Consider the following 21,812-nt stretch of genomic DNA (forward strand, 5'->3'; position numbering starts at 1 on the left):
CCCGAGGCACGGTCCCGTAAGGGGTGATCGCACAGCGGTCACCCCTTACCGGTATGAAGCGGTCACCCCGTCCGGGTTGACCGGTGTGGAGAGCGGTCACCCCGTCCGGGTTCGGAGCCGGGCACGGGTTGCCTCGAGCAGGCGTACGACCGACTCGTCGGCCACGTCCGTGACCTCTGCGTACGGGAACCAGCGCAGGTCGAGGGACTCGTCGCTGATGGCCTCCACGGCCCCCTCGGGAGCCACCGCGGCGTACTGGACGTCCAGGTGCCAGGCGCAGGGCGTGTGGTGGCGGTCCAGCCGCACCGGGCCGCCCGGTGCCAGGGCGAGACCCGCGATGCCCGACTCCTCGGTCGCCTCGCGCAGAGCCGCCTTCGCCAGCGTCGCGTCCACCGGCTCGCAGTGGCCGCCCATCTGGAGCCACATGCGCATCTTCCTGTGGAGGGTCAGCAGGACCCGCTCGCGCGACGGGTCGACGACCAGGGCGCTCGCCGTGACGTGCCCGTCCCGGCAGGCCTTCCACATGCCGTCCGGGTGCGTCGCGAGGTGGTCCAGGTAGGCCTGGCGCAGCTCGTCCTGGCCCTCATGGCCCTTCAGGACCAGGACCGCGTCGTCGTGGAGACTCACTCGGCGTCGTCGCCCTTGCCGTCGGCCTCGGCCTGGCCCTTCTCGTCCTTCTCGTCCTTCTTCTTCAGGTCGGGCTTGCCGGCCGCCTCGCCGAGCATCTTGTCCAGCTCGGAGAAGTCGAGCTGCTCACGGTGCACGAAGCCGTCCGGGTCGTCCAGGTCGGTCGCGGTCGGCAGCATGTCCGGGTGGGCCCACAGGCCGTCCCGGCCGTCGACACCGCGCGCGTCCGTCAGGGACGCCCACAGACGGGAGGCGTCGCGCAGGCGGCGCGGGCGCAGCTCCAGGCCGATCAGCGTGGCGAAGGTCTGCTCGGCGGGGCCGCCCGAGGCACGACGGCGGCGCAGCGTCTCGCGCAGCGCGTCCGCGGAGGACAGGCGCGGCTTGGCCGCAGCATGCACCACCGCGTCCACCCAGCCCTCGACGAGCGCCAGGGCCGTCTCCAGACGGGCCAGGGCGGACTTCTGCTCGGGGGTGTCCTCCGGCTGGAACATGCCCTGCTGGAGAGCCTCCTGCAGCTGCTCCGGGTTCTGCGGGTCGAACTGGCCGACCACGTCCTCCAGCTTGGCCGTGTCGACCTTGATCCCGCGGGCGTATCCGTCGACCGCGCCGAACAGGTGCGAGCGCAGCCACGGCACGTGTGCGAAGAGGCGCTGGTGGGCGGCTTCACGCAGGGCGAGATACAGCCGCACCTCCTCCTGCGGTACGCCGAGGTCCTTCCCGAACGCCTCGATGTTCGCCGGCAGCAGCGCGGCCTTGCCGACCGGGCCGAGCGGCAGGCCCACGTCGGTCGAGCCGACGACCTCGCCGGCGAGCACGCCGACGGCCTGCCCGATCTGCGTGCCGAACATGGCGCCGCCCATGGAGCGCATCATGCCGATCAGCGGGCCGGCCATGGCCTGCATCTCCTCGGGCAGCACGTCCCCCATGGCGGTGCCGACGCGCTCGGCGACCGGGTCGACGAGCTCCCGCCAGGCGGGCAGGGTCGCCTCGACCCACTCCGCGCGGCTCCAGGCCACCGCGGTGCCCGCGCCGGAGGGCAGGGCGGTCGCGTCGTCCAGCCACAGGTCGGCCAGGCGGACGGCCTCCTGGACGGCGTTGCGGTCGGTGGGACCGACGCTGGCGTCCTTCGTGCCGTCCGGTGTGCCCTGGGAGACCGTCTGGCGGGCGATCTGCTTGGCCATGTCCCAGTTCACCGGGCCGCCCTCGTAGGAGAGCATCTGGCCCAGCTGCTGGAACGCGGCGCCCAGGTCGTTGGGGTTCATGGAACCGAACATGGCAGCGAACGGGTTGTCCGCACCGGGGCCACCAAGGCCACCGGCTCCGGACGGCCCGAAACCGAACGGGTTGGCCGGTCCCTGACCACCACCGCTCTGCTGGTCCTTCTTCTTGCCCTCGTCGCCGTCGTCCGGCTCCTCCGGCGGAAGGCCGAATCCGAATGGGGTGTCACTCACGGGGTTCCTCGGCTGGTAGGGCCGCCGGTTCTTTCCGGCGGCACGGCTGCCCGACTTCACCACCCAGCGTAGACACCCGGGGCGGTTCGGGCCTCGGTGCTTCGCCGACTGACGGCCTGCGGCAGGATGGATGCCACCTGGTACGTACGCGTCACTCGCGCCCGTACTGAAGACAACCGCTGGAGACGCCCGGTGAGTTCCCCAGATCCGCAGGTTCGCGCAGCGCGAAACCAGTCAACCAGTTCCTCCCGCTCCGGCGCGCGCGGACCCGTCGTCGCGGTCACCGGTGCCGCGTCCGGGGTCGGGGCGCTGCTCACCGAGCGGCTCGCCGCGTCCGACGAGGTCAGACAGGTCGTGGCCATCGACGAACGGCGCGGTGACTGCGCGGCGGCACGGTGGCAGATCCTGGACGTACGGGATCCGGCCATCGCCGAGAAGCTGCGCGGCGCCGACGTGGTCGTGCACCTGGCACTGGACCTCGATCTGGAGACCGACGCGGCCGCCCGGACGGCTTACAACGTCCGGGGGACGCAGACCGTCCTGACCGCCGCGGCGGCGGCCGGCGTGCACCGTGTCGTGCTGTGCACCTCCGCGATGGTCTACGGCGCCCTCCCCGACAACGAGCTGCCGCTGTCCGAGGACGCCGAACTGCGCGCCACGGCCGAGGCCACCGGGGTCGGGGACCTGCTGGAGATCGAGCGGCTCGCGCGTCGCGCACCACGGGCGCATCCCGGCCTCAACGTCACCGTCGTCCGGCCGGCGGTACTGGTCGGAGGCATGGACACCGCGCTGACCAGGTACTTCGAGTCGCCCCGGCTGCTCGTCGTGGCCGGGTCGCGGCCGGCCTGGCAGTTCTGCCACGTCGACGACCTGTGCAGTGCCCTGGAGTACGCGGTGCTCGAGAAGGCCGACGGGGAACTGGCCGTCGGCTGCGACGGCTGGCTGGAGCAGGAGGAGGTCGAGGAGCTCAGCGGCATCCGGCGGATGGAGCTGCCGTCGGCGGTCGCGCTCGGCGCGGCGGCCCGGCTGCACCGCATCGGGCTGACGCCCTCCCCGGCCGGGGACCTGGCGTACACGATGTACCCCTGGGTGGTGAGCGGCAGCCGGCTGCACGACGCCGGATGGCGGCCGAAGTACACCAACGAGGAGGTGCTCGCGGAGCTGCTGGAGGAGGTCTCCGGGCGGCACACGGTCGCCGGGCGGCGTCTCGGGCGCAAGGACGCCACCGCGGCGGGAGCCGCCGGAGCGACGGTGGCCCTGCTGGGCGCGGCAGCGGTGGTACGACGGGCGCGGAAGGTCCGGCGGCGGATCTGAGACGGACGCGGTGCCGCGCCCGGTTTCTGGCGTCCGCACCCCGGGCTTGTCCGCCGGCGCCCGGTTTCTGGCGTCCGCACCCCGGGCTTGTCCGCCGGCGCCCGGTTTTCCCGCGTCCGCACCCCGGGCCTGTCCGCCCCCCCCGGCTTCTCCCGCCCGCCCCGACCCGCTCCGTCCCGCCCCGCCCGGCCGTGCCGCCTGCCGCACACCGGCCGCGGGCCTGTAGGAGGCTCCAAAGCGGTACGCGCGCATGCCGGGTGATAGCGCTATTCCGCGCGGTCCGCGCGGTGGGGCACGATGGGCGCATGGCAACCACGAACGACCACCCCGGCGAACTGGCCGCGCCGGATCCCGTCAAGCTGATCGGAATCCGGGACACACCCCTCTCCGTGGACGAGGTCTTCCGGGCCGTCGGAGACGACGCGGCCGGCGGGACCGCGCTGTTCGTCGGGACGGTCCGCAACCACGACGGCGGGTCCGACGTCGACCGGCTCGGGTACTCGTGCCACCCCAGCGCCGAGGCCGAGATGCGGCGGATCGCCGAGAAGGTCGTCGCGGAGTACCCCGTACGGGCGCTCGCGGCGGTGCACCGGGTGGGGGAGCTGGAGGTCGGGGACCTCGCCGTGGTCGTCGCCGTGTCCTGCCCGCACCGGGGCGAGGCCTTCGACGCCTGCCGGAAGCTGATCGACGACCTGAAGCACGAGGTGCCCATCTGGAAGCACCAGTCCTTCTCGGACGGTACCGAGGAATGGGTCGGCGCCTGCTGAGAGCGACGCCGCTCCCGTAACTCCGGTTGCGTAACGGCCCCCCCGGCGTGAGCGTTGTCACTGCGGATGGTTAATCTGCTGATCGGTCAGTCGCGGACGCTCATGGGCTTGGGAGGTCGGCATGGCAGCGCTTGCCTGGTTGCTGATTCCGCTTGTGGCGGCTGTCGGCGCGGGTCTGTGGGGCAGTTGGGCCAACCGGACCCGCAAGGCACGGAGCGACGGGCCCGAGCTGGACGGGTACGCCCGCTTCCGCGAGGCCATGGAGAGGCCCCCTACCCGGCGCTGACCGTACGACACATCCCTGACGGTGTTCTGACAGTCCAGTCCCGTACTGTCGTTCCATGCCACGCCGCACCGCGACGATGCTCGCTTCCACCCTGATGCTGATCGCGCTCCTGTGCGCGGGTGTGTTCATCCCCGTGCCGTACTCGGAGATGTCCCCGGGGCCGACGGTGAACACGTTGGGGGACCACGACGGCGAGCCGGTGCTGCAGATCTCCGGTCACGAGACCTACGAGGCGAGCGGGCATCTGAACATGACCACCGTCCGGGTCACCAGCGCCGAGTACAGGATGAACCTCGTGGAGGCGGTCTACGGGTGGCTGGCGCACGACAACCGCGTGGTGCCGCACGAGACCCTCTACCCGGACGGCAAGACCGAGGAAGAGGCCACCCAGGAGAACGCCGAGGAGTTCAGCCAGTCCCAGGAGAGCGCCAAGGTCGCCGCCCTGAAGGCGCTCGACATCCCGGTGAAGTCCTGGGTGGTCGTCTCCACGGTCGTCAAGGACTCCCCGGCGCAGGGCAGGCTGCACGCCGGCGACGTGATCAAGGCCGTGGACGGCAAGACCGTCGGTAAGCCCGCCGACGTCGCCGAGCTGGTGACCGAGCACAAGCCCGGACAGGACGTCGTCTTCACGATCGTGCCCGCCAAGGAGCAGGCCGCCGCGGAGAAGGAGGGCCGGACGCCCACCGAGACGCAGGAGGTCACGATCACCACCGCGGCCTCGGACGACACCGGCGCGAAGCGCGCCATCGTGGGGATCTCCGCCGGGACCGACCACACGTTCCCGTTCTCCATCGACATCAAGCTGGCCGACGTCGGCGGCCCCAGTGCCGGCCTGATGTTCGCCCTCGGCATCTACGACAAGCTCACGCCGGGCGACCTGACCGGCGGCACGTTCGTCGCCGGCACCGGGACGATCGACGACAACGGCAAGGTCGGCCCGATCGGCGGCATCGGGATGAAGACGATCGGCGCACGCGACAAGGGCGCCCGGTACTTCCTGACGCCCGCCGACAACTGCGCGGCCGCCGCCGAGGACATCCCCGACGGGCTCACCCTCGTGAAGGTGGACACCATCGACGACGCCCTCGGCGCGCTGGAGGACATCCGCTCGGGGAAGACCTCGGAGCTGCCGGAGTGCACGACCGGATGACGGGCCGAACGGCCGCGTAGAGCTCCGCGGGGTTACTCCTCGAAGGTCGCCGTCAGCGCCTGGGCCAGCCCCGGCACCAGGTCGGAGCCCGTGAGGACCTCCGTGGCGGCGTCCTTCTCCCGCAACCGCAGGGCGGAGTCGCGGGTGCCGTCCCGCAGGACCCCGACCGTCATGCGGACCTCCTGGCGGTCGGGGTGCTCCGCCACCCACTGCGCCAGTTTCGCCTCGTTCAGGCCCTCGGGGACCTGGGCCTCGGCGGACGGCGGCAGCATCAGGCGCTCCACGGCGAGGGCGCAGCCGACCACCGCGTCGGGCCAGGCGATGGTGCCCAGGAACTCGTCGAGCGGCTGGTCCGTTGGAATCTCGTCCTGCTCGATCGGGGTGAGGCCGGAGCTCTCCGGCTCTTCCTGGAGACCGAGCCGGTCCGCGAGCGAGGGCTGATCGGCCCTCAACCGTGCGGTGTCGACAAGTGCAAAGAGGCGTGCGGGCTGGTCCCAGCCGAGGCCCGAGACGTATTCGTCGATCTCGAGTACGGCCCGGGTGAGGGGGCTCGCTGCCATGGGGGTGTTGGACATGGTCACAATCCTGCCTCGTTACTGGCCCGAATCGGGAACCGAGTAAACGATGAGTAAGTTGCATAAGTGTGGGCCCACGATCTCGGGGGCGCACGGGGGGCCCACGAACCCGAGGGCCTGACGGATCAACAGCGAACTTCGAGGTGCGCACCTTGGCTTTCCAGATGCCGGACCGCGGCGGAGGCCCCCCGTCGGGGCCGCGGATCAGAGTGGGCCGCCCGTCCCGGCGTGTCCGAACCCTCCTGATGACACTTGGTGTCCTCGCCGTGCTCGGCATGGCGTTCACCATGTTCGCGGGGTTCTGGACGGACTGGCTCTGGTATCGGTCGGTCCACTACTCGTCGGTGTTCACGACGACCCTGTGGACCAAGATCGGACTCTTCTTCGTCTTCGGCCTGCTGATGGCGCTCGCCGTCGGGTTCAACATCTGGCTGGCCCACCGGCTGCGGCCGCCGCTGAGCGCCATGTCGATGGAGCAGCAGAACCTCGACCGGTACCGGATGGGCATCGCCCCGTACAAGAAGTGGCTGCTGCTCGGCATCACAGCCCTGGTCGGCCTCATCGCCGGCGCCTCCGCGTCCGGTCAGTGGCGGACCTGGCTCATGTGGGTCAACGGCGTCTCCTTCGGACAGAAGGACCCCCAGTTCAAGCTGGACGTCTCCTTCTACGCCTTCGACCTCCCCTGGTACCGGTTCCTGCTCGGCTTCGGCTTCGCCGCCGTGATCATCTCCGTGATCGCCGCCGCGCTCACCCACTACCTGTACGGCGGGCTCCGCGTCACCAGCCCCGGCGCGCGCGCCACGGCCGCGGCCACCGGGCACCTGTCGGTGCTCATCGGCGTCTTCGTCGCCCTCAAGGCGGTCGCCTACTGGCTGGACCGGTACGGGCTGGCGGTGAAGTCCAGCGACTTCAAGGCGACCGACAGCTGGACGGGTCTGCGGTACGTCGACGCCAACGCCTACCTGCCGGCCAAGACGATCCTGTTCTGCATCGCCGTCATCTGCGCTCTGCTGTTCTTCGCCACCCTCTGGCGGCGCACCTGGCAGCTGCCCGTGATCGGCTTCGGCCTGATGGTGCTCTCCGCGATCCTCATCGGCGGCCTGTACCCGGCGCTGGTCCAGAAGTTCCAGGTCCAGCCGAACGAGCAGGCCAAGGAAGCGCCGTACGTCGAGAAGAACCTCAAGGCGACGCGCGACGCCTACGGCATCGCGGGCACCCAGGTCACCGAGTACCCGGGTGTGAGCCAGACCCAGGACAAGACCAAGCTCCGTGACGACGTGGACGCCGCCGCGTCCATCCGGATCATGGACCCGAACGTCATCTCGCCGACGTTCCAGCAGCTCCAGCAGATGCGGAACTACTACGCGTTCCCGACCAACCTGGACGTCGACCGCTACTCCAAGGACGGCAAGGACCAGGACACGGTCATCGGTCTGCGCGAGCTGAACCTGGCCGGCATCCCGAAGAAGAACTGGATCAACAACCACTTCCGCTACACCCACGGCTACGGCGTCGTCGCGGCCAAGGGCACCGAGGTCGACGCCGAGGGCCGCCCGGTCTTCACCGAGTCCAACCTGCCGTCCGAGGGCGACCTCGGCACGTACGAGCAGCGGATCTACTACGGCGAGAAGACCACCACGTACTCGATCGTCGGCGGTCCCCAGAAGGAGATCGACTACTCCGACGACAGCGGCGAGAAGACCTTCAGCTACAAGGGCGACGGCGGGGTCGACCTGTCCAACCCGATCAACCGGGCGGCATACGCGGCGGCGTTCAGCGAGCCGCAGATCCTCTACTCCGGTGCGATCGGCGAGGGCTCGAAGATCCTCTACAACCGCACGCCCAAGGAGCGCGTCGAGGCGGTCGCCCCGTGGCTGACCATCGACGGCGACGCCTACCCCGCGGTGGTGGACGGCCGTATCCAGTGGATCGTCGACGCGTACACGACGACGAACGGCTATCCGTACGCCTCGCGTACGACGCTCGGTGACACGACCGCCGACTCGCTGACCGCGGCGAACGACCAGCGCGCGGTGGTGGCCCAGCAGAACCAGGTCAACTACATCCGCAACTCGGTGAAGGCGACCGTCGACGCGTACAGCGGCGACGTCAAGCTCTACCAGTGGGACACCAAGGATCCGGTCCTCAAGACCTGGATGAAGGCGTTCCCGAACACCGTGCAGGACAAGAGTGAGATCTCCGACGAGCTGATGGCGCATCTGCGCTACCCGCAGGACCTGTTCAAGGTCCAGCGCGAGCTGCTCACGCGCTACCACGTGAAGGACGCCAACACGTTCCTCAGCGGCAGCGAGGTGTGGCAGGTGCCCGACGACCCGACCAACAAGTCGGGTGACGCGGTGCCGCCGTACTACCTGAGCATGAAGATGCCCGACCAGGACAAGCAGGCGTTCTCGCTCACGACGACGCTGACGCCCAACGGCCGTGACAACCTCAGCGCGTTCATGGCGGTCGACGCCGAGGCGGGGACCGAGGGCTACGGCAAGATCAGAATCCTCAAGCTGCCGACGAGCACGACCGTCAACGGACCCAAACAGGTCCAGAGCCAGTTCAACTCCGAACAGGACATCGCCGAGTCCATCAGGCTGCTCAGAGGCGGCGACTCGGAGGTCGAGTACGGCAACCTGCTGACGGTGCCGCTCGACGGCGGACTGCTGTACGTGGAGCCGGTCTACGTACGCGGCGGCGACCTCAAGTACCCGTTGCTGCGCAAGGTGCTGGTCAGCTACGGGGGCGCCACCGCCTTCGAGGACACGCTCGACGAGGCCCTCGCCAAGGTCTTCGGGGCCGCGGAGGCCGGCACGACGGAGCCGCCACCGGACGAGGGCGAGGGCACGACCGAGCCACCGCCGACGTCCACCAACCCGACGGTCCGGGAAGCGCTGAACGACGCGCAGAAGGCCTTCGACGCCGGCCAGAAGGCCCTGGAACAGAAGGACCTGGCCGCGTACGCGGAGGCCCAGAAGGACCTGGAGGCGGCCCTGCAGCGCGCCGAGGATGCGCAGGCCAAGGTCGACGAGAGCGCCGGCGGCAAGAACGGCGACGACAAGGCCGGAGACAAGGCCGAGGACGGCAAGGCCAGTCCGAGTTCCGCCCCGACCGGAGATTCCGGCGGAGGCTCGGACAGCGGCTGACCCGCTGCCCGAGCCGGGCGTTCGGCCTGGTCAAAGCCCATCCCGCGCCGTGCTAGGGTTGTGAACACAACGGCGCGGGGTGGAGCAGCTCGGTAGCTCGCTGGGCTCATAACCCAGAGGTCGCAGGTTCAAATCCTGTCCCCGCTACTGAAGTCGTGAGCTATACGCGAACGGCCACAAAGGCCCGGATTCCGAAAGGGATCCGGGCCTTTGTGATGTGCGAACGCATGTGCCGGTGACGTCTACGGCCGCGCCGCCAGGGGGAGTTGGGGGTATCTGTGTTTGACTTGTCTCCCTGTGGGCATGTCGACAAAACGCTGAAGTGACCTCACGGGCTGCGGTATACCGGATGTACCCAGGTTGCAGGTGGTGCGACGATGGACGTTATGGGGGACATGGCAAATCTGTTCGGGACAGGGCGTTTTGCCCAGCCGTCCGGTCAGGAGGAGAGCGCGGACGAGGCCCAGGAAGCGGCCGACGAGGCCGCCGAGGAAGTGCGCCGGCGGATCGCCGCCGAGGCCGGTGACGTCGAGGCGATGAGCGTCCTCGGCGCCATGCTGCTGCGCCGCGGCGACTTCGACGGAGCCGAGTCCCATCTGCGTGCCGCCACCGCGGCCGGCGACCGGGCCGCCGCCAACAACCTGGGCGTCCTGCTGCATCAGCGCGGGTACGCCGACGACGCGGCCGGATGGTGGCGGATCGCCGCCGTCGCCGGGTCCGCCCCGGCCGCCCACGCACTGGGACGGCACTTCCGCGAGCGCGGGGACGAACCCGCCGCCGAGTACTGGCTGCGCCAGTCCGCCGAGCAGGGCCATGTGCTGGGCGCCTACGCCCTCGCCGACCTGCTGGAACACCGGGGTGACGACACCGGGGCCGAGCGGTGGATGCGGGCCGCGGCCGAGCGCGGGCACCGGGAGGCCGCGTACCGGCTGGCGCGGACCCTGGACCGCGGTGCCGGGCGGGACCGTGGCGGCGGCGACGGCGTGGCGGCCTCCGCGGCCGAGGGGGCCGAGCAGTGGTACCGGCAGGCCGCCGCACGCGGCCACCGGCGAGCCGCCCTGCACCTCGGGACGATCCTGGAGAAGCGGGGCGAGCTCAAGGAGGCCGGCCGCTGGTACCTGACGTCCGCCAAGGACGGCGAGGCCCGCGCGGCCTGCGCGCTCGGCTTCCTGCTGCGGGACGCCGGGGACACGGAGAGCGCCGCCGTGTGGTGGCTGCGGGCCGCGCAGGACGGCGACGGCAACGCCGCCAACGCGCTGGGCGCGCTGCACGCCGAACGCGGTGAGACCCAGACCGCCGAGCGCTGGTACCGGGCCGCGATGGACGCCGGGGACGACAACGGGGCGTACAACCTCGGGCTGCTCTGCGCAGAGCAGGGGCGCACCACACAGGCCGAGCAGTGGTACCGGCGCGCCGCGTACGCCGGGCACCGGGAGGCATCCAACGCGCTGGCCATCCTGCTGCTGCGCGGCGGGGACGAGACCGGTGCCGAGCCGTGGTTCTCCAAGGCCGCCGAGGCGGGCAGCGTCGACGCCGCGTTCAACCTCGGGATCCTGCACGCGGGACGGGGCGAGGAGCGGGCGGCGCTGCGCTGGTACGAGCGGGCGGCCGCCGCCGGGCACACCGAGGCGGCGCTGCAGGTCGGCATGGCGCGCCTGCGGGACGGGGACGAGCGCGAGGCCGAGCGGTTCCTGCGGTGCGCGGCGGGGGGCGGCAGCGCGGAGGCCGCCTACCGCCTGGCGACGGTGCTGGACGCCCGCCGCCCGCCCGCGCCCGCGCACGAGCTGGGTGAGACGGCGCAGGAGAAGTCCGAGTGCGAGGAGTGGTACGAGCGGGCGGCTTCCCAGGGGCACCGGCGGGCCCAGGTGCGGGTCGGCATGCTGGCCGCGGCGCGGGGCGACGTGGTGGAGGCCGCACGGTGGTACCGGGAGGCGGCCGAGGCCGGATCCCGCAACGGCGCGTTCAACCTGGGGCTGCTGCTGGCCCGCGAGGGCAGCGAGCCGGAGGCCGTCGTGTGGTGGCGCCGGGCGGCCGACGCCGGACACGGGCGGGCCGCGCTGCGGCTGGCGCTGGTCTGCGCGCGGCGGGGGGAGCTGGCCGAGGGGCAGCGCTGGGCCGACCGGGCGGTGTCGCTGGGGCCGCGGGAAGTGGGGGAGCGGGCGGCTCGGCTGCGAGACGCGTTGCGGCAGGAGTTGTCGGCGTGATGCGTGACGCCGGCTGAGCCGGGTGCTCCCTGAGGGGGTCTGGGGTCGGCGTTGGCGCTGGGCGGGGGGGGCGTGGTCCCTCTCAGGCCGTTCAGGCACTGGGGAGGCGCCGCCCCGGCCGCGGCGCGGAAGCGATTTGCTTCTGGTCGTCGGGGTGACGTAATGTTCCATTCATCGACGCGGGGTGGAGCAGCTCGGTAGCTCGCTGGGCTCATAACCCAGAGGTCGCAGGTTCAAATCCTGTCCCCGCTACTGAAGGCCGAGGGCCGGAATCCGAAAGGGTTCCGGCCCTCGGTGCGTTCACCGTTCACCGTTCACCGTTCACCGGTACCGGTTACCGGTCACGGTTCACCCCGTCCGCTCCCACGTCGAAGCCCCGGCACCATCGGTGCCGGGGCTGTCGTGCGAGGACGGGCGGAAGGGCTTACGCCGCAACGCAGTTCGGGCAGGTGCCGCGGTACGTCACCTCGACGTCGGAGACGGTGAAGCCGAAGCGCTCCGAGTCCGGAAGATCGGCCAGCGGGTTGCCGACCGGGTGGACGTCGCGGATCGCGCCGCACTGGGCGCAGACCAGGTGGTGGTGCGGCTGGTGCGCGTTCGGGTCGTACCGCTTGGCACGCTTGTCCGTCGCGACTTCCAGTACCTCACCGAGCGAGACCAGCTCACCGAGGGTGTTGTAGACGGTCGCCCGGGAGATCTCGGGGAGCCTGTCCACGGCCCTGGCGTGCACCTCGTCGGCCGTCAGGTGGACGTGTTCGCCGTCGAGGACCTCGGCCACGACGCGCCGCTGCGCGGTCATGCGCCAGCCGCGTCCACGCAGCCGTTCCAGTAGGTCACTCATACAGACCAGCCTAACAGCAAGGGGGGCCAGGCCCCGAACGTGTGTGACTTTGGAGTCTTACTTGACTTAGACATTGTCCATTGTAGGATCGGTAGCGGCATTAGCCAAGGGACAGGTTTTGCAGGATTGGCGCAGGAGGCAGTACGTGACTCAGGGACCGCTCACCACGGAGACCGGTGCACCGGTAGCCGACAACCAGAACAGCGAGACCGCGGGCATCGGCGGCCCCGTGCTCGTCCAGGACCAGCTCCTTCTGGAGAAGCTGGCCCACTTCAACCGTGAGCGCATCCCGGAGCGCGTCGTGCACGCCCGCGGCGCCGGCGCCTACGGCACCTTCACGGTCACCGCCGATGTCACCCAGTACACCCGGGCGAAGTTCCTCTCCGAGGTCGGCAAGGAGACGGAGACCTTCCTCCGCTTCTCGACCGTGGCCGGCAACCTGGGCGCGGCGGACGCCGTCCGCGACCCGCGCGGCTTCTCGCTGAAGTTCTACACCGAAGAGGGCAACTACGACCTCGTCGGCAACAACACCCCGGTGTTCTTCATCAAGGACGCCATCAAGTTCCCCGACTTCATCCACACCCAGAAGCGCGACCCCTACACGGGTTCGACGGAGATGGACAACGTCTGGGACTTCTGGAGCCTGTCGCCGGAGTCCACGCACCAGGTGACCTGGCTGTTCGGTGACCGCGGCATCCCGGCGTCCTACCGCCACATGGACGGCTTCGGCTCCCACACCTTCCAGTGGAACAACGAGGCGGGCGAGGCCTTCTGGGTCAAGTACCACTTCAAGACGGACCAGGGCATCAAGTGCCTCACGCAGGCCGAGGCCGACAAGCTCGCCGGTGAGGACCCCGACTCCCACCAGCGCGACCTGCGCGAGGCCATCGAGCGCGGTGACTTCCCGTCCTGGACCGTCGGCGTGCAGATCATGCCCGTCGCCGAGGCCGCGACGTACCGCTTCAACCCGTTCGACCTGACCAAGGTGTGGCCGCACGCGGACTACCCGATCGTCTGGTTCGGCAAGCTGGAGCTCAACCGCAACCCGGAGAACATCTTCGCCGAGGTCGAGCAGTCGATCTTCTCCCCGGCGCACTTCGTGCCCGGCATCGGTCCGTCCCCGGACAAGATGCTCCAGGGCCGCCTGTTCGCCTACGGCGACGCCCACCGCTACCGCGTCGGCATCAACGCCGACCACCTGCCGGTGAACCGTCCGCACGCCACCGAGGCGCGCACCAACTCCCGTGACGGCTACCTGTACGACGGCCGCCACAAGGGTGCGAAGAACTACGAGCCGAACAGCTTCGGCGGCCCGTTCCAGACGGACAGGGCCCTGTGGCAGCCGGTCGCGGTCTCCGGTGTCACCGGCGACCACGAGGCTCCGTCGCACGCCGAGGACAACGACTTCGTCCAGGCGGGCAACCTCTACCGGCTGATGACGGACGAGGAGAAGGAGCGGCTGATCAACAACCTGGCCGGCGCCCTCTCCGGCGTCTCGCGCGACGACATCGTCGAGCGTGCGATCGACAACTTCCGCCAGGCCGACGGTGACTTCGGCAAGCGGCTGGAGGCCGCGGTCCAGGCCCTTCGCGGCTGACGTCCAGCACTGGACCGCTTGTCGTAGCGGCGGGCCGGATCCCCGGGTACGGGGGTCCGGCCCGTTCGTCGTGTCGGCGGCGGTGGCGCGGTGGGCGTCACCGGCAATGCCGCCGGACGGACTGTCGTCAGGCGGTCACCGCCGGTGTCCCGTGCCGCGACCGTGCCGGTGCCCAGCAGCGGATGATGTCGCGTACCGAGACGATGCCGGCGGGCTCCCCGCGGTCGAGGACGATGAGGTGGCGGAAACCGCCGTGCGCCATCGCCCGGGCCGCCTCCTCCACGGTCCAGGACGGTGCGGCGAACACGACGTCGGTGGTGGTGTGGGCGTGGGCGCGTTCGGTGTCCGGGTCCTGGCCCAGGCCGACCGAGACGAGGACGTCGCGTTCGGTGAGGATGCCGATGCCGCCGGCGTCGGGGTCGTGCACCACGGCCGCGCCGACGCGGCGTGCGGACATCAGGGCGGCGGCCTGGCGGAGGGTGTGGGTGGGTCCGATGGTGAGGACGACCGTGCTCATGGCTTCGCGGACGAGCATGGGTGGAGCCACCTCCTGCCGGTGATCCATGAGTCGGTTCATGGATTCACAAGTTCACAAGTGGGGGACTCCCAGAGTGGCAGGTACCGCACGGGTCAACAAGAGGCTGGACGGGGTGCGGTGCGGGGGCGTCAGGAACGCGCTCAGTAACGCTGGTTGAGGTACCCGAGAAGCTCGTCGTGCAGCCGGCCGTTCGACGCCGCCGCGTTGCCGCTGTTCGGACCGGGGCGGCCGTCGAGGCCGGTGAAGGTGCCGCCGGCCTCCGTGACGATGATCGAGTTCGCGGCCATGTCCCAGAGGGAGAGCTCGGGTTCGGCGCAGATGTCGACCGAGCCCTCGGCGACCATCATGTACGGCCAGAAGTCACCGTACGCGCGCGTGCGCCACACCTCGCGGGTCAGGTCGAGGAAACCGTCGAGCCGGCCCTGTTCCTCCCAGCCGCCGAGCGACGAGTACGCGAAGGAGGCGTCGGAGAGCGCGGAGACCTGGGAGACCCGCAGCCGGGAGGCCGAGGTCAGGCTGCGGCCGGTGAAGGCGCCGTGGCCCTTCACCGCCCACCAGCGGCGGCCGAGCGCCGGGGCGGAGGCGAGGCCGACGACGGGCTGGTAGCCGCCCTCGCCCGCCTCCATGAGGGCGATGAGGGTGGCCCAGACGGGGACGCCGCGCACGTAGTTCTTGGTGCCGTCGATCGGGTCGATGATCCAGCGGCGGGGGCCGGTGCCCTCGACGCCGTACTCCTCGCCGAGGACCGCGTCGCGGGGGCGGGCGCGGGCGAGGTGGCCGCGGATGAGTTCCTCGGCGGCCTTGTCCGCCTCGCTCACCGGGGTCATGTCCGGCTTGGTCTCGACCTTCAGGTCGAGGGCCTTGAAGCGTTCCATCGTCGCGGCGTCGGCGGCGTCCGCGAGAACGTGGGCGAGGCGGAGGTCGTCGAGGTAGTCGGCCATGCGGTCACGGTATCTGCCGGGGGAGGGGCGCGGCTACCAGGGGTTCGGCGGGCGGAGGGCGGGTGCCGGCGCCGGTGGGCCCCTGGGCCGGTGTCCGGCGGGGCCCGGGCCCGTCGGGGCCGGATGCAGGAGGGTGCGCGGTCCGGCGTGGCGGCGTGCGACTGCCCGCGGTCGTGCCGGCGGGCGACCGCCGGTGGCCGGGACGGTGTCCGACTGCCGGTGTCCGTGTCGGTGTGTGGCCGCCGGCGGCCGCGGCGGCATGCGCGAAGGCCCTTGACAGTGCCACCGTGCCCGTCAAATCTGGGCACGGAGTCGCTCGGCCCGAGGGAGGCGAGGGTGCCTGCAGCCCGGGAGTCCCTGCTCGATGCCGCTTACGCGGCGCTGGCGCGCCGGCCGTGGTCCGCTGTGCGGATGGTGGACGTCGCGGCGGTGGCCGGAGTGTCCCGGCAGACGTTGTACAACGAGTTCGGGAGCAAGGAGGGCCTCGCCCGGGCGCTCGTCCGCAGGGAGGCGGACGGATACCTGGCCGGCGTGGAGCGGGCCCTTGCCGGCGGCCCCGAGGACGACTCGTGCGAACGGCTCACCGCGACCGCCGAGTGGACCACGTCCGTCGCCAGGGACAACGCGCTGGTGCGGGCCATGCTCACCGGCTGCTGGAACGAGCGGCTGCCCTCCCCGGCCCTGATCGCGGTGCCGTCCTCCTCGGCCGTGCCGGCCCAGCGCCGGGCCGACGGTCCGCTGCCCTCGCCCGGCGACTTCGTCGCCCTCGTGCGCGACCGTGCCGTGGCCGTCGTCCTGAAGCGCGGCGGCACGTTTCCGTGGCCGGACGCCACCGAGTTGGCCCGCTCCTGCGAACTGGCTGTACGTCTCGCCCTGTCCTGCGTCGCGGCGCCGCCCGCCGAGGGCGGGGTGGCGGACCTCGTGCGCGCCGCCCTGCCGCGCCGGCCGGCGCCGCGGCGGTGAACGCCTCAGTGCGCCGAGCCCGACAACTGCAGCCCGATCACGCCGATGATGACCAGGCTGATCGAGACGATCTTCAGTGTCGAGACCAGGTCCCCGAGGAAGACCATGCCGTAGATGGCGGTGCCCGCCGCGCCGATGCCGGTCCACACCGCGTACGCGGGGCCGACGTCGAGTTTCTTCAAGGACATGGTCAGCAGGCCGAAACTGCCCAGCGCGAAGACGCAGAAGGCGATGGTGGGCCAGAGCCGGGTGAAACCGTGCGACAGCTTCAGGCATACGGCGAAGCCGGTTTCGAGCACCCCGGCCACTACGACCAGCAGCCACGCCATGTGTTGTCCTCCCGTAGTCCCGTACCGTGACCGCTGCGCCGATCGGTCGCCTCGTCCGATCCTGCCCGGACGTGGACACGACGTGGATGCGACGTGGTGCGATTATGCACTTACCGGTACCACGGCACGGCAAACAACGCGGAGGTCAGTCGCCTTCCTTCCGCTCCCGCGTCGACAGCAGCCGACGCAGCGAGTACAGCCGCGCGGGGTCGGCGTGCCCCTCGGCGACCCAGGCGTCGAGCGCGCAGTCGGGCTCGTCGTGGCCGCACGCGCGCGGGCAGCCCTCCGTGCCGGGCACCAGGTCCGGGAAGGCGTTGATCACCCGGGACGGGTCGATGTGCGCCAGCCCGAACGACCGTACGCCCGGAGTGTCGACGACCCAGCCACCCGCCTCGGAGGACAGCGGCAGGGCGAGGGCCGACGTCGTCGTGTGCCGGCCGCGTCCCGTCACCGCGTTGACGTGGCCCGTCACGCGGCGGCGGTCCTCGGGCACCAGGGTGTTGACGAGGGTCGTCTTGCCGACGCCGGAGTGGCCGACGAAGGCCGTGATCTTCCCGTCCAGGTGCTCACGGACGAGGTCGGCCGCGGCGCCGTTCTCCAGTTCCTCGCGGCTGGTGACGACGTACGGGATGTCCAACGCGCCGTACAGTTCCAGGAGTTCGTCGGGCGGCGCGAGGTCCGACTTGGTCATGACGAGCAGCGGGGTGAGACCGCCGTCGAACGCCGCGACCAGGCAGCGGTCGATCAGGCGGGGGCGCGGCTCGGGATCGGCGAGGGCGGTGACGATGGCGAGCTGGTCGGCGTTGGCGACGACCACGCGCTCGTAGGGGTCGTCGTCGTCCGCCGTGCGGCGCAGCAGCGAGGTGCGCTCCTCGATGCGGACGATGCGCGCGAGGGTGTCCTTCCTGCCGGTGAGGTCGCCGACCAGTGCCACCCGGTCGCCGACGACCGCCGCCTTGCGGCCCAGTTCGCGGGCCTTCATGGCCATGACGATCCGGTCCTCGACCAGGCAGGTCAGCCGGCCCCGGTCCACGGTGAGGACCAGGCCGGCGGCGGCGTCCTCGTGCTTGGGCCGGATGTGGGTGCGCGGCCTGTTGCCCTTGCGGTTGGGGCGGGAGCGGATGTCGTCCTCGTCGGTGTGCTTGCCGTAGCGGCGCATGGCGAACCGTCCTACGCCTCGAGCATCCCGGTCCACAGGTCGGGGAATTCGGGGAGGGTCTTGGCGGTCGTCGCCACGTTCTCGATCTGCACGCCCTCGACCGCGAGGCCGACGATCGCTCCGGCGGTGGCCATGCGGTGGTCCTCGTAGGTGTGGAAGACGCCCCCGTGCAGGCGGCGCGGGCGGATGTGCAGGCCGTCGGCGGTCTCGGTGACGTCGCCGCCGAGCTCGTTGATCTCCTTGGTGAGCGCGGCCAGCCGGTCCGTCTCGTGCAGGCGCAGATGCGCGACCCCGCGCAGGGTGGAGGGGGAGTCCGCGAGGGCGGCGACGGCCGCGATGCCCGGGGTCAGCTCGCCGACCTCGCCGAGGTCCACGTCGATGCCGTGCACCGCACCCGATCCGGTGAAGACGAGTCCGTAGTCCGTCAGTTCGCAGGAGCCGCCCATCTCGGTGAAGATCTCGCGGAGCCGGTCACCGGGCTGGGTGGTGCGGGACGGCCAGTCGGGGATGACGACCCTGCCGCCGGTCACGAGCGCCGCCGCCAGGAACGGCTGGGCGTTGGACAGGTCCGGCTCGATCGTCAGGTCCCGGCCGAGGAGCGCGCCCGGCGTGACCCGCCAGACGTTCGGCTCGCCGCCGGACTCCGGGGTGTCGACCTGGGCGCCGACCGAGCGCAGCATGTCGACGGTCATCCGGATGTGCGGCATGGACGGCAGCGCGGAGCCGGTGTGGCGGACCTCCACGCCCTGGTTGAAGCGCGGGCCGGACAGCAGCAGCGCGCTGACGAACTGGGAGGACGACGACGCGTCGATCTCGACCGGACCGCCCTCCAGGGCGCCGCTGCCGTGCACGGTCATCGGCAGCGCGCCGCGCCCGTCGTCGTCGACGCGGGCTCCGAGGGCGCGCAGCGCGTCGATCACGCCGTGCAGGGGGCGCTCGTACGAGCGCGGGTCGCCGTCGAACCGGATGGCGCCGTCGGCGAGCGTGGCGACCGGCGGCAGGAAGCGCATGACCGTGCCGGCGTTGCCCACGTCGACGGTGGCCGGGCCGCGCAGGCCCGCCGGGATGACCCGCCAGAACTCGCCGGTGCCCTCGGGACCGACGCCCTCCTCGATCTCGACGCCCATCGCGCGCAGGGCGCCGGCCATCAGCAGGGTGTCGCGGGAGCGCAGCGGGCGGCGCAGCCAGCCGGGCTCGGAGGCGAGGGCGGCCAGCACCAGGGCGCGGTTGGTGACCGATTTGGACCCGGGCACGTGGACGGTCGCGTCGACGGCTCCGCTCGCGTGCGGGGCGGGCCAGAGGGCGGTGTGCGCGGGGTTCACGGTCATGGGCCCCACTTTAATGGCAGGGAACGACCGGAGATCTTGATCAAAAGCGGAGAAACCTGACCGAAAACGCGACAGTGCAATACGATCGTGCAATTGCCGTGCATATATGCGGAGCGCGGGGACGGAAAGCTGAAGGGGAGCGTCCCGTTCACAGCTCCAGCAGCCAGCGTCCCCCGCCGATCAGCGAGCACAGCGACACCGCGTGGAACAGGAAGAACCACACCCCCGCCGGTGCGTGGGTCAGCCGGGCCAGCTGGTCCGCGTCCGAGTCGCCGGCGCCGCCCCGCGCCCGCTTGGCCTGCAGCTCGAACGCCGGGCGCACCCCGCCCAGCAGCAGGAACCACACCACCGCGTAGGCGAAGGCCGCCTGCACCTGGGGCCCGGCCAGCCAGGACACCAGGACGAACGTGGTGCCGGTGAGCACCACCGTGAGCACCCCGTAGGCGTTGCGGACCATCACCAGCAGGGCCACGAGCAGTGCCGTCGCCAGCCACAGCAGCAGGGTGATGCGTCCGGAGGTCAGCAGTGCGGCACCGCCGAGGCCGAGCAGCGGGGGTGCGGTGTAGCCGGAGACCGCGGTGAGGATCATGCCGAGTCCGTGCGGCTTGCCGCGGCTGACGGTCAGGCCGCTGGTGTCCGAGTGCAGGGTGATGCCGGTCAGTGTGCGCCCGGTGAGCAGGGCCACGAGGCCGTGGCCGCCCTCGTGGGCGATGGTGATGGCGTTGCGCGCCATCCGCCACAGCCCCTGCGGCACGACGACGGCGAGCGCGGCGACCAGGGTGACGATCACCACCCACAGGTCGGGATCGGGCTGGGTGCCGGAGACCTCGTCCCAGAGGGAGGCGAGCGAGGCCGTTGCGAGGTGGTCCATGTGCGGTGAGGGCTCCTCGTGTGCGCGGTTCAGCGGGTGCGGCGCGAAGCGCCTCGGTGAGGGGTGGTGGCCGGGAGACGGGCGGGCCTGGCAGTGTGGCACGTATGTGCGGACGGTATGCGGCGAGTCGTCGACCCGAGGATCTCGCGGGAATCTTTGAAATCGAGAAGTGGGAGCCCGAGGAGACCTTGGAGCCCGACTACAACGTGGCCCCCACCAAGGAGGTCCACGCCGTCCTGGACCGCCCCCTGAAAGACGCCGGGGACCCGAGGCCGGTTCGCCAGCTGCGCACACTCAAGTGGGGCCTCGTCCCCTCCTGGTCCAAGACGCCCGAGGGCGGCGCCCGGATGATCAACGCGCGCGCGGAGACCGTCCACGAGAAGCCTTCCTTCCGGCGCGCCTTCGCCACCCGGCGCTGCATCCTGCCCGCCGACGGCTACTACGAGTGGGTGACCGGCAGACAGGAGCGCGACCTGGAGGTCGAGGGGCGCAGGAAGCGGCCCCGCAAGCAGCCGTACTTCGTGACTCCGGCCGACGGCTCCGTGTTCGCCATGGCGGGGCTGTACGAGTTCTGGCGGGACAGGACACTGCCGGACGACCACCCGCAGGCCTGGTGGGTGACGTGTTCGGTGATCACCACCGAGGCGGAGGCCGCGCCGCTGGCGGTCGCCCCGGCCGACGGCCCGCACGCGCTCGCCGAGATCCACCCGCGGATGCCGCTGATGCTGACGCCGGACCGGTGGGACGACTGGCTCGACCCGGCGCGCACCGACCCCGACGAGCTGACCTCCCTGCTGGCACCGCCGCCCACCGGGCTGATGCGCGCGTTCCCCGTCTCCACCTCCGTCAGCAACGTCCGCAACAACGGGCCGGAGCTGTTGAAGGAGCTGGAAGGGCCGGAAGAGGGCACACTCTTCTGACGTGACGCATGCGACAACGGATCCGACCGAGACGGTCGAGACGGACGCCGGCCCGGCCCGCATCACCTGGCACCCGGCGACGGAGCCCCGCCTCGTCCTGGCCGCGAGCCACGGCGCGGGCGGCGGCATCGAGGCGCGCGACCTGCGGGCGCTGGCGGCCGTGCTGCCCGCGCACGGCGTCAGCGTCGCCCTGGTCGAACAGCCCTGGCGGGTGGCCGGCAAGAAGCTGGCGCCCGCGCCGAAGACCCTGGACACCGGCTGGCGGGGCGTCTGGCCCGCGCTGGCCGCCCCCGGGCTGCCGGTGATCTCCGGCGGCCGGAGCGCCGGCGCCCGGGTCGCCTGCCGCACCGCCGCCGAACTGGGCGCCCACGCCGTCCTCGCCCTGAGCTTCCCGCTGCACCCACCGGGCAAGCCCGAGAAGTCCCGCGCCGGCGAGCTGCTCGGCGCCGGCGTCCCCACACTCGTCGTCCAGGGCGGCAACGACCCCTTCGGCCGGCCCGAGGAGTTCCCCGTGACCCCCGGGGAGACGTACGACCTGATCGAGATCCCGCACGGCGACCACGGCTTCGCCGTGCCCAAGCGGGTGGAGATCAGCCAGGAGAGGGCACTGGAGCTGATCACCGAAGGTGTCGCGGAGTGGACCCGCTCACTCGGCTGACGGCCCTGGGAATGACCGGCGGACGCCCGCTGTTGTGGCGGACATACGTTGCTGAGAATCAGCACCGACGCCGTACGAGAGGAAGTCCGCCGCATGGCTTCAGCCTTCTGCCCAAGTCGCAGCAGCCGCGCCGACCTGGAC

General features: G+C 71.2%; 20 protein-coding genes and 2 tRNA genes. 12 read left to right on the forward strand and 10 right to left on the reverse strand.

The features are described 5' to 3' along the window. Positions 1–96 precede the first annotated feature (96 nt). Together ACP4IX_RS22400 and ACP4IX_RS22405 are read right to left on the reverse strand one after the other, a co-directional pair. The gene (locus ACP4IX_RS22400; protein WP_426522371.1) at positions 97–627 is read right to left on the reverse strand and encodes an NUDIX hydrolase; all 531 of its coding nucleotides are present in this window, start codon (positions 625–627) and stop codon (positions 97–99) included. Beyond that, positions 624–2,078: a zinc-dependent metalloprotease gene (locus tag ACP4IX_RS22405; RefSeq protein ID WP_426522372.1), complete on the reverse strand. Its 1,455-nt coding sequence runs from the start codon at positions 2,076–2,078 to the stop codon at positions 624–626. Before ACP4IX_RS22405 ends, ACP4IX_RS22400 begins: the two co-directional genes overlap by 4 nt. Positions 2,079–2,270: 192 nt before the next feature. Here ACP4IX_RS22405 and ACP4IX_RS22410 point away from each other — a divergent pair, with 192 nt between their 5' ends. The 4 genes from ACP4IX_RS22410 to ACP4IX_RS22425 all read left to right on the forward strand — a co-directional run bounded on the left by ACP4IX_RS22410 (position 2,271) and on the right by ACP4IX_RS22425 (position 5,595). Beyond that, on the forward strand, positions 2,271–3,392 hold the full coding sequence (locus tag ACP4IX_RS22410; protein WP_426522373.1) for an SDR family oxidoreductase: 1,122 nt from the start codon (positions 2,271–2,273) through the stop codon (positions 3,390–3,392). A gap of 305 nt (positions 3,393–3,697) precedes the next feature. Further along, positions 3,698–4,159 carry a molybdenum cofactor biosynthesis protein MoaE gene (locus ACP4IX_RS22415; protein ID WP_426522374.1) on the forward strand — a complete coding sequence of 154 codons (462 nt, stop codon included), beginning with the start codon at positions 3,698–3,700 and terminating at the stop codon, positions 4,157–4,159. Positions 4,160–4,280: 121 nt separating this feature from the next. Next, on the forward strand, positions 4,281–4,445 hold the full coding sequence (locus ACP4IX_RS22420) for a hypothetical protein (protein WP_426522375.1): 165 nt from the start codon (positions 4,281–4,283) through the stop codon (positions 4,443–4,445). Positions 4,446–4,500: 55 nt separating this feature from the next. Beyond that, complete coding sequence (locus ACP4IX_RS22425) at positions 4,501–5,595, forward strand: YlbL family protein (protein WP_426556471.1); 1,095 nt, start codon at positions 4,501–4,503, stop codon at positions 5,593–5,595. A gap of 32 nt (positions 5,596–5,627) precedes the next feature. Here the strand turns inward: ACP4IX_RS22425 and ACP4IX_RS22430 are convergent, their stop codons facing one another. Then, positions 5,628–6,170 (reverse strand): PPA1309 family protein, encoded by a 543-nt coding sequence (locus tag ACP4IX_RS22430; RefSeq protein ID WP_426522377.1) that lies wholly within the window; start codon positions 6,168–6,170, stop codon positions 5,628–5,630. A gap of 164 nt (positions 6,171–6,334) precedes the next feature. On the opposite strand from ACP4IX_RS22430, the gene ACP4IX_RS22435 reads away from it, so the two are divergent. The 4 genes from ACP4IX_RS22435 to ACP4IX_RS22450 all read left to right on the forward strand — a co-directional run bounded on the left by ACP4IX_RS22435 (position 6,335) and on the right by ACP4IX_RS22450 (position 11,778). Then, positions 6,335–9,322, forward strand: a complete 2,988-nt coding sequence (locus ACP4IX_RS22435) for a UPF0182 family protein (RefSeq protein ID WP_426556496.1) — start codon at positions 6,335–6,337, stop codon at positions 9,320–9,322. 73 nt (positions 9,323–9,395) lie between these two features. Further along, positions 9,396–9,469: transfer RNA gene (locus ACP4IX_RS22440), tRNA-Met, on the forward strand. Between the two features lie 239 nt (positions 9,470–9,708). Next, entirely contained in the window at positions 9,709–11,526 is a 1,818-nt protein-coding gene (locus tag ACP4IX_RS22445) for a tetratricopeptide repeat protein (protein ID WP_426522378.1), read from the forward strand. A gap of 178 nt (positions 11,527–11,704) precedes the next feature. Next, a tRNA-Met gene (locus ACP4IX_RS22450) sits at positions 11,705–11,778 on the forward strand. Positions 11,779–11,950: 172 nt separating this feature from the next. Here the strand turns inward: ACP4IX_RS22450 and ACP4IX_RS22455 are convergent. Then, positions 11,951–12,367, reverse strand: a complete 417-nt coding sequence (locus ACP4IX_RS22455; RefSeq protein ID WP_426522379.1) for a Fur family transcriptional regulator — start codon at positions 12,365–12,367, stop codon at positions 11,951–11,953. Between the two features lie 145 nt (positions 12,368–12,512). Here ACP4IX_RS22455 and ACP4IX_RS22460 point away from each other — a divergent pair, with 145 nt between their 5' ends. Then, on the forward strand, positions 12,513–13,964 hold the full coding sequence (locus ACP4IX_RS22460) for a catalase (protein ID WP_426522380.1): 1,452 nt from the start codon (positions 12,513–12,515) through the stop codon (positions 13,962–13,964). A 127-nt stretch (positions 13,965–14,091) separates the two neighbouring features. On the opposite strand, the gene ACP4IX_RS22465 is transcribed toward ACP4IX_RS22460, so the two are convergent. Continuing rightward, positions 14,092–14,499: a CBS domain-containing protein gene (locus ACP4IX_RS22465; protein WP_426522381.1), complete on the reverse strand. Its 408-nt coding sequence runs from the start codon at positions 14,497–14,499 to the stop codon at positions 14,092–14,094. Positions 14,500–14,642: 143 nt separating this feature from the next. Next, positions 14,643–15,443 (reverse strand): histidinol-phosphatase, encoded by an 801-nt coding sequence (gene hisN, locus ACP4IX_RS22470; RefSeq protein ID WP_426556472.1) that lies wholly within the window; start codon positions 15,441–15,443, stop codon positions 14,643–14,645. Positions 15,444–15,779: 336 nt separating this feature from the next. Here hisN and ACP4IX_RS22475 point away from each other — a divergent pair, with 336 nt between their 5' ends. Beyond that, positions 15,780–16,406 (forward strand): TetR/AcrR family transcriptional regulator, encoded by a 627-nt coding sequence (locus ACP4IX_RS22475; RefSeq protein WP_426522383.1) that lies wholly within the window; start codon positions 15,780–15,782, stop codon positions 16,404–16,406. A gap of 5 nt (positions 16,407–16,411) precedes the next feature. On the opposite strand, the gene ACP4IX_RS22480 is transcribed toward ACP4IX_RS22475, so the two are convergent. The 4 genes from ACP4IX_RS22480 to ACP4IX_RS22495 form a co-directional block, all read right to left on the reverse strand. Beyond that, complete coding sequence (locus ACP4IX_RS22480; protein ID WP_426522384.1) at positions 16,412–16,735, reverse strand: DMT family transporter; 324 nt, start codon at positions 16,733–16,735, stop codon at positions 16,412–16,414. Between the two features lie 145 nt (positions 16,736–16,880). Further along, the gene (gene rsgA / locus ACP4IX_RS22485; RefSeq protein ID WP_426556473.1) at positions 16,881–17,894 is read right to left on the reverse strand and encodes a ribosome small subunit-dependent GTPase A; all 1,014 of its coding nucleotides are present in this window, start codon (positions 17,892–17,894) and stop codon (positions 16,881–16,883) included. 11 nt (positions 17,895–17,905) lie between these two features. Further along, positions 17,906–19,222 carry a 3-phosphoshikimate 1-carboxyvinyltransferase gene (gene aroA / locus ACP4IX_RS22490; RefSeq protein WP_426522386.1) on the reverse strand — a complete coding sequence of 439 codons (1,317 nt, stop codon included), beginning with the start codon at positions 19,220–19,222 and terminating at the stop codon, positions 17,906–17,908. A 148-nt stretch (positions 19,223–19,370) separates the two neighbouring features. Beyond that, the gene (locus ACP4IX_RS22495) at positions 19,371–20,093 is read right to left on the reverse strand and encodes a M50 family metallopeptidase (protein ID WP_426522387.1); all 723 of its coding nucleotides are present in this window, start codon (positions 20,091–20,093) and stop codon (positions 19,371–19,373) included. Positions 20,094–20,197: 104 nt separating this feature from the next. Between ACP4IX_RS22495 and ACP4IX_RS22500 the strand changes: the two genes are divergently transcribed. Further along, a complete protein-coding gene (locus tag ACP4IX_RS22500; protein ID WP_426522388.1) occupies positions 20,198–21,013 on the forward strand; it encodes an SOS response-associated peptidase in 816 nt (271 codons plus the stop codon). Position 21,014: 1 nt separating this feature from the next. Continuing rightward, complete coding sequence (locus tag ACP4IX_RS22505) at positions 21,015–21,671, forward strand: alpha/beta family hydrolase (protein WP_426556474.1); 657 nt, start codon at positions 21,015–21,017, stop codon at positions 21,669–21,671. Positions 21,672–21,812 lie beyond the last annotated feature (141 nt).

Source organism: Streptomyces sp. WG5, from assembly GCF_049974565.1.
Taxonomy (GTDB): Bacteria; Actinomycetota; Actinomycetes; order Streptomycetales; family Streptomycetaceae; genus Streptomyces.

Coding starts and splice junctions, on each gene's coding strand:
- ACP4IX_RS22415 (WP_426522374.1), top strand. CDS start 3,698: ATGGCAACCACGAACGACCACCCCGGCGAACTGGCCGCGCCGGATCCC.
- ACP4IX_RS22420 (WP_426522375.1), top strand. CDS start 4,281: ATGGCAGCGCTTGCCTGGTTGCTGATTCCGCTTGTGGCGGCTGTCGGC.
- ACP4IX_RS22425 (WP_426556471.1), top strand. CDS start 4,501: ATGCCACGCCGCACCGCGACGATGCTCGCTTCCACCCTGATGCTGATC.
- ACP4IX_RS22430 (WP_426522377.1), bottom strand. CDS start 6,170: ATGTCCAACACCCCCATGGCAGCGAGCCCCCTCACCCGGGCCGTACTC.
- ACP4IX_RS22435 (WP_426556496.1), top strand. CDS start 6,335: ATGCCGGACCGCGGCGGAGGCCCCCCGTCGGGGCCGCGGATCAGAGTG.
- ACP4IX_RS22445 (WP_426522378.1), top strand. CDS start 9,709: ATGGGGGACATGGCAAATCTGTTCGGGACAGGGCGTTTTGCCCAGCCG.
- ACP4IX_RS22455 (WP_426522379.1), bottom strand. CDS start 12,367: ATGAGTGACCTACTGGAACGGCTGCGTGGACGCGGCTGGCGCATGACC.
- ACP4IX_RS22465 (WP_426522381.1), bottom strand. CDS start 14,499: ATGCTCGTCCGCGAAGCCATGAGCACGGTCGTCCTCACCATCGGACCC.
- hisN (WP_426556472.1), bottom strand. CDS start 15,443: ATGGCCGACTACCTCGACGACCTCCGCCTCGCCCACGTTCTCGCGGAC.
- ACP4IX_RS22480 (WP_426522384.1), bottom strand. CDS start 16,735: ATGGCGTGGCTGCTGGTCGTAGTGGCCGGGGTGCTCGAAACCGGCTTC.
- rsgA (WP_426556473.1), bottom strand. CDS start 17,894: ATGCGCCGCTACGGCAAGCACACCGACGAGGACGACATCCGCTCCCGC.
- aroA (WP_426522386.1), bottom strand. CDS start 19,222: ATGACCGTGAACCCCGCGCACACCGCCCTCTGGCCCGCCCCGCACGCG.
- ACP4IX_RS22495 (WP_426522387.1), bottom strand. CDS start 20,093: ATGGACCACCTCGCAACGGCCTCGCTCGCCTCCCTCTGGGACGAGGTC.
- ACP4IX_RS22500 (WP_426522388.1), top strand. CDS start 20,198: ATGTGCGGACGGTATGCGGCGAGTCGTCGACCCGAGGATCTCGCGGGA.